Annotated in this window: 6 protein-coding genes and 1 CRISPR repeat array; of the genes, 2 read left to right on the forward strand and 4 right to left on the reverse strand. The window is 38.8% G+C overall.

The window, feature by feature from the left end:
- The first annotated feature begins 55 nt into the window (after positions 1-55).
- Positions 56-1124: a CRISPR direct-repeat array (repeat unit 37 nt; unit sequence GTTTAAACAACAATCAGTCCTCAGAACTTCTAGAAAC).
- A gap of 348 nt (positions 1125-1472) precedes the next feature.
- The 3 genes from PN497_RS01500 to ilvN form a co-directional block, all read right to left on the reverse strand.
- Positions 1473-3353 (reverse strand): zinc ribbon domain-containing protein, encoded by a 1881-nt coding sequence (locus PN497_RS01500; RefSeq protein WP_096566095.1) that lies wholly within the window; start codon positions 3351-3353, stop codon positions 1473-1475.
- Positions 3354-3668: 315 nt separating this feature from the next.
- Positions 3669-4436 (reverse strand): Uma2 family endonuclease, encoded by a 768-nt coding sequence (locus PN497_RS01505; protein ID WP_096566097.1) that lies wholly within the window; start codon positions 4434-4436, stop codon positions 3669-3671.
- A gap of 152 nt (positions 4437-4588) precedes the next feature.
- Positions 4589-5107 (reverse strand): acetolactate synthase small subunit, encoded by a 519-nt coding sequence (ilvN, locus tag PN497_RS01510; RefSeq protein ID WP_096566099.1) that lies wholly within the window; start codon positions 5105-5107, stop codon positions 4589-4591.
- A gap of 383 nt (positions 5108-5490) precedes the next feature.
- On the opposite strand from ilvN, the gene PN497_RS01515 reads away from it, so the two are divergent.
- Entirely contained in the window at positions 5491-5829 is a 339-nt protein-coding gene (locus PN497_RS01515) for a BON domain-containing protein (protein ID WP_096566101.1), read from the forward strand.
- Between the two features lie 125 nt (positions 5830-5954).
- Here the strand turns inward: PN497_RS01515 and PN497_RS01520 are convergent, their stop codons facing one another.
- Positions 5955-6872: an alpha/beta fold hydrolase gene (locus PN497_RS01520; RefSeq protein ID WP_096566103.1), complete on the reverse strand. Its 918-nt coding sequence runs from the start codon at positions 6870-6872 to the stop codon at positions 5955-5957.
- A gap of 240 nt (positions 6873-7112) precedes the next feature.
- On the opposite strand from PN497_RS01520, the gene infC reads away from it, so the two are divergent.
- A complete protein-coding gene (gene infC, locus PN497_RS01525; RefSeq protein WP_096566105.1) occupies positions 7113-7646 on the forward strand; it encodes a translation initiation factor IF-3 in 534 nt (177 codons plus the stop codon).
- Positions 7647-8058 lie beyond the last annotated feature (412 nt).

Consider the following 8058-nt stretch of genomic DNA (forward strand, 5'->3'; position numbering starts at 1 on the left):
CCTCAGAACTTCTAGAAACGCCGTGTTATTGCCATGTTAGACGGGATTAGTGGAAGTTTAAACAACAATCAGTCCTCAGAACTTCTAGAAACATTCCCCCATCAGCACGGGTAAACGTTGCATCAGCGTTTAAACAACAATCAGTCCTCAGAACTTCTAGAAACATAATAATCACGTCAGTGGATATTATTTTTAATATGTTTAAACAACAATCAGTCCTCAGAACTTCTAGAAACAAAAAAGTTCTCCGTCAACGAGACGGTACTTAATACCGTTTAAACAACAATCAGTCCTCAGAACTTCTAGAAACCCTTATTGCAAGGTAGAGGTAAAGCCAGAAAAATGGTTTAAACAACAATCAGTCCTCAGAACTTCTAGAAACAAAATGGGTATAGCTAAGATTTACCAGGAGGGTGTATTGTTTAAACAACAATCAGTCCTCAGAACTTCTAGAAACGTTGTGTCTGGTTTTCTCCTAAGTAGTTTGCAGCGGGTGTATTGTTTAAACAACAATCAGTCCTCAGAACTTCTAGAAACTAGTACCTAAGCGTGCATAAAAGCGAAATTTCCGGTTTAAACAACAATCAGTCCTCAGAACTTCTAGAAACAACTTGCTTTTCTACTTCTGATTTGATTAATTCTGAGTTTAAACAACAATCAGTCCTCAGAACTTCTAGAAACCGTTTCTTTTTTAAACCAGCGACGATGCACTCTAATGGTTTAAACAACAATCAGTCCTCAGAACTTCTAGAAACTAAATTCTGGATTATTTTCAAGGTGTGTTTCCGGGTGTTTAAACAACAATCAGTCCTCAGAACTTCTAGAAACCTCGTGTAGCAAGGGCTTTGAAGAATTAGGCAGTCAAGATGTTTAAACAACAATCAGTCCTCAGAACTTCTAGAAACGATGCGATCGCCGCTCTGAAGTCATCCGTGTAAGCTAGGTTTAAACAACAATCAGTCCTCAGAACATCTAGAAACAAAAATTTAATGAGTTTATCAATCTCAAAACCGAGGTTTAAACAACAATCAGTCCTCAGAACATCTAGAAACAATATCATAGCAGCAATCAAGCACCAAATTAAATCGTTTAAACAACAATCAGTCCTCAGAACATCTAGAAACCCCGCCCATTGAGATCCTTAATTAGCCTAAGTTTCAGAGCCATATTTGGCGGACCTGATCAAAAAGTCCATTTCAGCCGCTAAAGAGCATTTAAAATCTGAGACTTGAAGTGCTGAAACCCTTAAATTGTCTAGGTTCTGAGGTTTTGGCAGATCCCCGGCATTTTTAGCCGAGCTTGTGGTTTGCCAAAAATTAAGTTGTTCCTGCCATATTTCTGGACAGTCTACGGGGATAGTCACCACACCCCTTGCTTCTGGGTTTAAATCCAAAGATCAAAACTTACAAGCCATAGATTAATCACTTAATCACCCGCCCAAACTGCGGTAATCTAATAATAATTGAAATAGATTACTTTGTCAACTTTTTCTTTTTAAATCTCTTGGGTTTTTGATACTGTAATTTTGTTAAATTATATTTCACCTCTCCCACTTCAAAGCCTCCATGTTGTTTATGATTTCTGGCAGCATTCACATCAGCTTGCTGCACTTTTTCAAATAAACTACATTCGGGATTTTTGCAAATAAACTCATGTTGAGAAACCCTTTCTCCCTTCTGCTGACAACAATGGCAAAGCTGAGAACTATAATTAGCAGAAGGTTCATTAAATTTTCCGCCTTTTTTCTCAACTTTCTCTTTAGTTTTTGCCTCCAAATCACTCAAACAACGCTGTCTCATGATCCAATTTAATCCACGTTTGGCAGATGCTCCATTGTGGGCATATCCTACCCCCTCTGGTAAGGCTTGAGGTTCAACTTGTTTGAGTAAGTTCTTAATTTTTGTATCTTCCCAGCATACATATCTATAGGTTCTAGCAATGCGGGTAGAAAGTTTATGATTAAAACAATTAGCAGAGTTAGCACCTTTTTCATGCAGTCTACTAATTTGCGCTTGTAACTTAATTTCGTTTTTGGTTTTTGGTCTTTCTCCTTTGTTTCCTGCGGCTTTCCATTGGGCATCATTAATATCTTTTATTTTGTTTAATTTTGATTGTAATTCCTCAATATGAATAGATATCCTTTCTCTAGTTATATTAGGCATAAACAAAGCCCCGTGATCTGTGGAAATAACCGCATTTACTCCCGGATCAATACCTACAGATAAATCTTTAACATCATCAAAATATGATAATTTGATTTGCTCAGAAACTTCATTATATTTACTCAAAATCTCCTGATATTCTTGACTTTCTTCTCCATATTCTTTTTTCACTTTTGGTAATTGTTTATCTAGTTTAGATTTTTCTTCCTGGAGAGGATGGGCAACTACAATATTTAGATAATATCCAGAAGGTTTTTTACTCAGGGTATAGGTTCTAGGACTGATATTTTCTAGGTTTAATCTTTGCAACCAATTTCTATCTATGACTTTTACTTCACCTATTCCTGAAATACTCACAGTGTTCTTTTCCGGGTTGATCCGGTTTGGTGGTTTTTGGTTATTGGATAATGTGGTTAATTTCCGTTCTTTATCTTTGAATTTTACCTTGCGTCTTTCTGGTAATTTCGGATCTAGAAACGCATTCCAGGAAACTTCAAAAAATTTCATTGTTCCCCCGATATAATCAGTAGGTACTGTTAAAGGGGGTAGATTTTCTGCACTTCTGATACTGTTTAACCCATCTAAATTATCGAGTTTTTTTACATCAACTAATTCTCTACCTGCAAATTTACCACCAGGAAAGGTTTTATAACTGTGGGGTGTGGGTTTAATAGGTTGATAAGGATGTTTACCAGGAACTAATTTAGAACCTTTTTTATGTATAATTTCCCCTTTTTTATTTTTCAGGGGGATATTAATATTTTCATCTCTCACCCAACGCGGACCACCAATAGCAATTCTACAAGATAAGCCTTCATAACCACTATTACCCAAGAGTAAGGGAACTGGTATAATACCATCTAAATCAAAAGGCAACCAACGAGAAAAAATCTCAAATTTATTAATTAAATCCTTTTGTTTCTCCGTTAACTTAGGTTGTTTTTCACCATATTTATGGCTATAGAAATCTAAAACTAATTGTTTTTGTTCGGGTTTTAATTTATCGAAGTTTTCTTTGGTTTTATCTAAGAGTTGTTGCTGTTTTTTTGCCCATTCATACCATTTGATACAATGATTGTGAAACTGGTTAGCTAGGGCTAAATTCCAAAACCATTCTAGTTGATCTATATATTGATTAAAAATTTCTTTTTGTTGTGTAGATAATGATACCTTGATTTTGATTGTTTTCATATTTGCATCCGTTTATAATTTTATAATTTGGTTCGGCAATTTTGGCGATCGCCTGATCATTCATCACATACAAATTTAATAGCTGTTTAATAGCTGAGACTGTGCAGTTACTCAACCTGTGTATTTACAATACTACCTTCATTAAATCACAATTAGAAGCAAATAATATGTAAAATCTACTTAAATTGTGTTACATTTATATTTCTATCAATGAAGATAAATTAAGAAAAATTACGTAAACTTAACACACCACAAAATCCCCAACTTCTCAAAGAAATCGGGGATTTAAAAATTGCGTCTTTGCGTGAGGTATATTCAAACCTCATCCGGGTTAACCCCCAACTCCCGCAACCGTTCCGCTAAACGTGCGGCTTTTTGCTGTTCCTGCTCCAACTGAGATGTTAACTGTTGCGTCTTCTCCCCACTATGTAACAACAAATTCCCCTGTAAATCCCACCAACGCAACCAGGGAGCTTGCATATTATTATACTGTCCTTCCCAAATCCCCAACTCTACACCTAGCGGTAAAATTGGATAATGCCCCCTTTCATTAGCTGGTAATAATTCATAACGTCCATTCACTAAATGATACACTTCCACACTGGCTTTCTGGACTTCATAAATACCATAAAACGGTACTCTGATTGCTTGTTCATACACCCAGAACTTACCATTAAACGGTGTTTTATCCCTTTCTTCTGCACCATCCCCAGATACAAACTCTAAAACTATTAAAGGTGCTATATATTCCTGCCACAATACGTAGGAACGGCGGAATTTACCGTTTAACATTGGTGGTACATTAGCTACATAAAACCAATCTGGTGCTTCCGCGCCTTTTTCCAGTGGTTCGGTTAAACGCCAATAAATACCGCAGTCTTGACCGATCGCATATTGTCCATCAGGATGTATTTTTTGCAATGTGCTATTGATGGAGTCTGTTAGTAAGATGCTTTGCGGATGTTCTTGAAAATTTTGACCTACGGTACGCTTCGCTAACACAAATGTTCCATCCGACTCTGGTAACTCAGTGTGGTCGGGAAGATTGGTAATATCTATGTCAGCAGGTTTCGCAAGAGTCATAAAACTGGGAATAGGGGTTAAAGACTCGATCGCCTCTATTGTAGTTATATTGTAGTTAAATATTATGACATTGATGGGCGATCGCCTTTTTTTAAGATGGCGCGTGACAACTGACAACTGATAACTGACAACTGATAACTGATAGCTGAAAACTAAACCTTTGCTTCCAAAGACTTCAGTAGCTCAGTATTAACACCAGATTCACGAGTTAAAGAAATCTTACCCGTGCGGGCAATTTCCCGTAAACCAAACTTTTGCAACACTTGGACGATCGCCACCATCTTCCCCGGATCTCCCACCACTTCCAAAGTCAGAGAATCTTCCGCTACATCCACAACCCTAGCGCGGAAAATCTGAGCCAGTTCCACCACCTCAGAACGGTTGCTACTGGTAGCATTCACTTTTAAAAGCATCAATTCCCTTTCTACAGAAGGTGTCTCAGTAACATCCTGTACTTTCAGGACATTAACTAATTTATATAACTGCTTTGTGAGTTGTTCAATCACGCGATCGTCACCAGGTACAACCATCGTAATTCGGGAAACTCCACCCTGTTCAGCAGGACCGACAGCAAGGCTTTCTATATTAAAGCCACGACGGGCAAATAAACTAGAAATACGGGACAAAACCCCCGCTTCATCTTCAACAAGTACAGAAAGAGTATGTTTCATCTTCGCCAACACAGGCTAGGGAGTATAAAGAGATAAATGTAACATCAGCCATATCTCAGGGCTGCTTTAGACTGACTACGAAATAAAATTTTCGGTCTAAACCCTTATTTTAATACGCTTGTGACTCCTATCTAAATCAGGATTTCCAGGATTTAAAAGTAATTTTTTCTCGTTCCCATACTCTGTATGGGAATGAATGTAAGAAGGCTCTGCCTTCTATTAAATCAGAGTCAGAGACTCAAAAACAGCATTCCCAGTCTGAGACTGGGAACGAGATTAAACGAGATTAAAACTACTGCAAATCTTAGCAGAGATAGATGTTACTGGCTTTTTAAAGTTTTATACTGATATGTGAGAACCACTTTACCAGGAGAAAATCGTTTATGAGTTGGTTAAAAAGACTGTTTGGAATGGAAAAACCAGAAAACGCAAAAGTAAACCCAACTCCACAAGCAGCAGCTACCGCTGACAAAATCCCTCCAGAACGTATAGGATTAAATGGCGAATATGATCAAAGCGGTTTAGCTAAAAGAGTCGCATTAGCCTTTGATCAAGATTCAGAACTTACAAATTGCGATCGCCTCTGGGTAGCTCAACTAGGTAGCACTGTTGTATTAAAAGGTGAAGTTCCCAGTCAGAAAATTCTCAACAAAATGGTTTCTGTCGCTCGTTCCGTTAATGGTGCTACTAATGTAACCTCTGAGCAAGTTAAAGTTGGGTAATTGGTGATTGGTGACTGGTGATTGGTGACTGGGGACTGGGGACTGGGGACTGGGTAATCAATTTTATTTTTCCCTATCAACTATCAACTATCAACTATCACCTATCAACTATCAACTATCACCTATCAACTATCACCTATTCCCCATTCCCTAATCCAATTTAAAATTACCTCATTCACCTTTTCCGGTGCTTCATCATGGGGACAGTGACCTACATCTTCTAAATACAAAACTTCTAATTTTTCATTGTATTTAGCAAACTCACTGGCCAAGTTTGGGGGAACAAATTTATCTTTTCGCCCCCAAATCAATAACATAGGAATTGTTAAGTTTGGTAATATTTCCTTGACACTAGGACTAAATTCTGCGCCTATAGAAGATTTAAACAAAGCAATAAAAGCACGGGTAGAGCCTCTGTCCTGTGGAGGTCCTGCTAAAATATCTATCAATTCATCCGTAATGGCTTCGGGGTTTGTATAGGCAAGACCAGCCCAACGTTTTAATACTTCTGGTTTACGCACAAAATTAAACAGAGGTTTCAGCAGTAAAGGCGAAGCAATCATACTTTTCATACCCCTAACCACTGGATGTAAAAAAGCAGGAAGGGCTTCTTGTTCCAAAGTGGGATCAGGTAAACTGATCATCACCACACCCGCTACCATATCAGGATAGGTAGCAGCCGCAACTAAGCTGATTAAAGAACCAACAGAATTACCTATTAATATAACTGGTTGACGGATAAATGCCTGCCAAAAGTCATAAACCTGTTCTACCCAAAGTTTGACACTGTAATTAGCCGGAGCTTTTTCAGAAGCACCAAAACCCAGCATATCTAAAGCGTAAACCGTATGATGTGTACCTAAAACTTCTAAATTATGTCGCCAATGACCAATGGAAGCACCAAAACCATGTAGTAAAATTAAAGGTGTGGTATTTTGGTAATTGTAAGTAGGCCGGATGTAGGTATAGCGAATTTGCCAACCTCTCCACAGCCAATCTCTTTGATTACCTAGCCGCTGCTGCCAAGATAACGTAGTAGTCACAAACTCTTTCCTGGAAAACTGTAATTTAAATTAACTATTGTAGGAAATCTGAACAAAGTTAGTAGAATAACAAATACAACAGATTAACCAAATGTTGTTTGAATTAGCTAACCTAAAGATATGCACTCATTTTTCCATTGTGAGTCATTTACGTATTTTGCCTTTATTGGCATAGCAAATAAAACTAAGTAAACCAAAGCCAAGCCAAATCCTTAACTAAAAAAGCTCCCAAAAATCATAATGCCTGTGATTGAGAAAAAAAGAACTCGCGATCTGCCCCAAATTAACGAACGCATTCGCTTCCCGAAAATTCGAGTCATTGACACTGATGGCGGCCAATTAGGAATTATGCCGCCCCATGAAGCACTAAAGTTAGCAGAAGAAAAAGAACTAGACTTAGTGCTACTCAGTGACAAAGCCGACCCGCCGGTATGTCGAATCATGGACTACGGGAAATATAAGTTTGAGCAGGAGAAAAAGGCGCGGGAAGCCCGGAAGAAGCAGCACACGGCTGACGTGAAGGAAGTAAAGATGCGCTATAAGATTGAAGAACACGACTATAATGTGCGCGTCAAGCAAGCTGAACGCTTCCTCAAAGATGGTGATAAAGTCAAAGCTACTGTGATGTTCCGGGGTCGAGAAATCCAACACAGTGACTTAGCAGAGGATTTGCTAAAACGGATGGCTACAGATTTAGAACCGTTTGGTGAAGTACAGCAAGCGCCAAAGAAAGAAGGGCGAAATATGATGATGCTAATTTCACCCAAGAAGTAATCATTCCTGGATTGTAAGGTGTAGAGGAGGCAGGGGAGGCAGGGGAGGCAGGGGAAGCAGGGCAGGAAAGAGAAGTTAATAACCCAGTCCCCAGTCCCCAGTCCCCAGCGATGCACTGAGCTTGTCGAAGTGTCCCCAGTCCCCAATCACCAATCACCAAACTGTAAATTTATTTCAAAATGATAGTCCTGACTGCTGAGTGGGAAAAATAATACTCAGTTGTTCAGGACTTTTACTATTTAGTAACTGCTGTTACTGTTATCCTAAATACTTAGGGTTTGCTGATAGCGTAGCGTGGCGTTAGCCATATAAATCCGAAAACTTTACAGGTTTTGACTTGTACTGAGCGACTTGTACTGAGCCTGTCCTGAGCCTGTCCTGAGCCTGTCCTGAGCCTGTCCTGAGCCTGTCC

The organism is Sphaerospermopsis kisseleviana CS-549 (assembly GCF_028329225.1).
Taxonomy (GTDB): domain Bacteria; phylum Cyanobacteriota; class Cyanobacteriia; order Cyanobacteriales; family Nostocaceae; genus Sphaerospermopsis; species Sphaerospermopsis kisseleviana.

Excerpts from the sequence above, each read along its gene's own strand:
- PN497_RS01515 (WP_096566101.1), top strand. The coding sequence starts at position 5,491 with ATGAGTTGGTTAAAAAGACTGTTTGGAATGGAAAAACCAGAAAACGCA.
- PN497_RS01500 (WP_096566095.1), bottom strand. The coding sequence starts at position 3,353 with ATGAAAACAATCAAAATCAAGGTATCATTATCTACACAACAAAAAGAA.
- infC (WP_096566105.1), top strand. The coding sequence starts at position 7,113 with ATGCCTGTGATTGAGAAAAAAAGAACTCGCGATCTGCCCCAAATTAAC.
- PN497_RS01505 (WP_096566097.1), bottom strand. The coding sequence starts at position 4,436 with ATGACTCTTGCGAAACCTGCTGACATAGATATTACCAATCTTCCCGAC.
- ilvN (WP_096566099.1), bottom strand. The coding sequence starts at position 5,107 with ATGAAACATACTCTTTCTGTACTTGTTGAAGATGAAGCGGGGGTTTTG.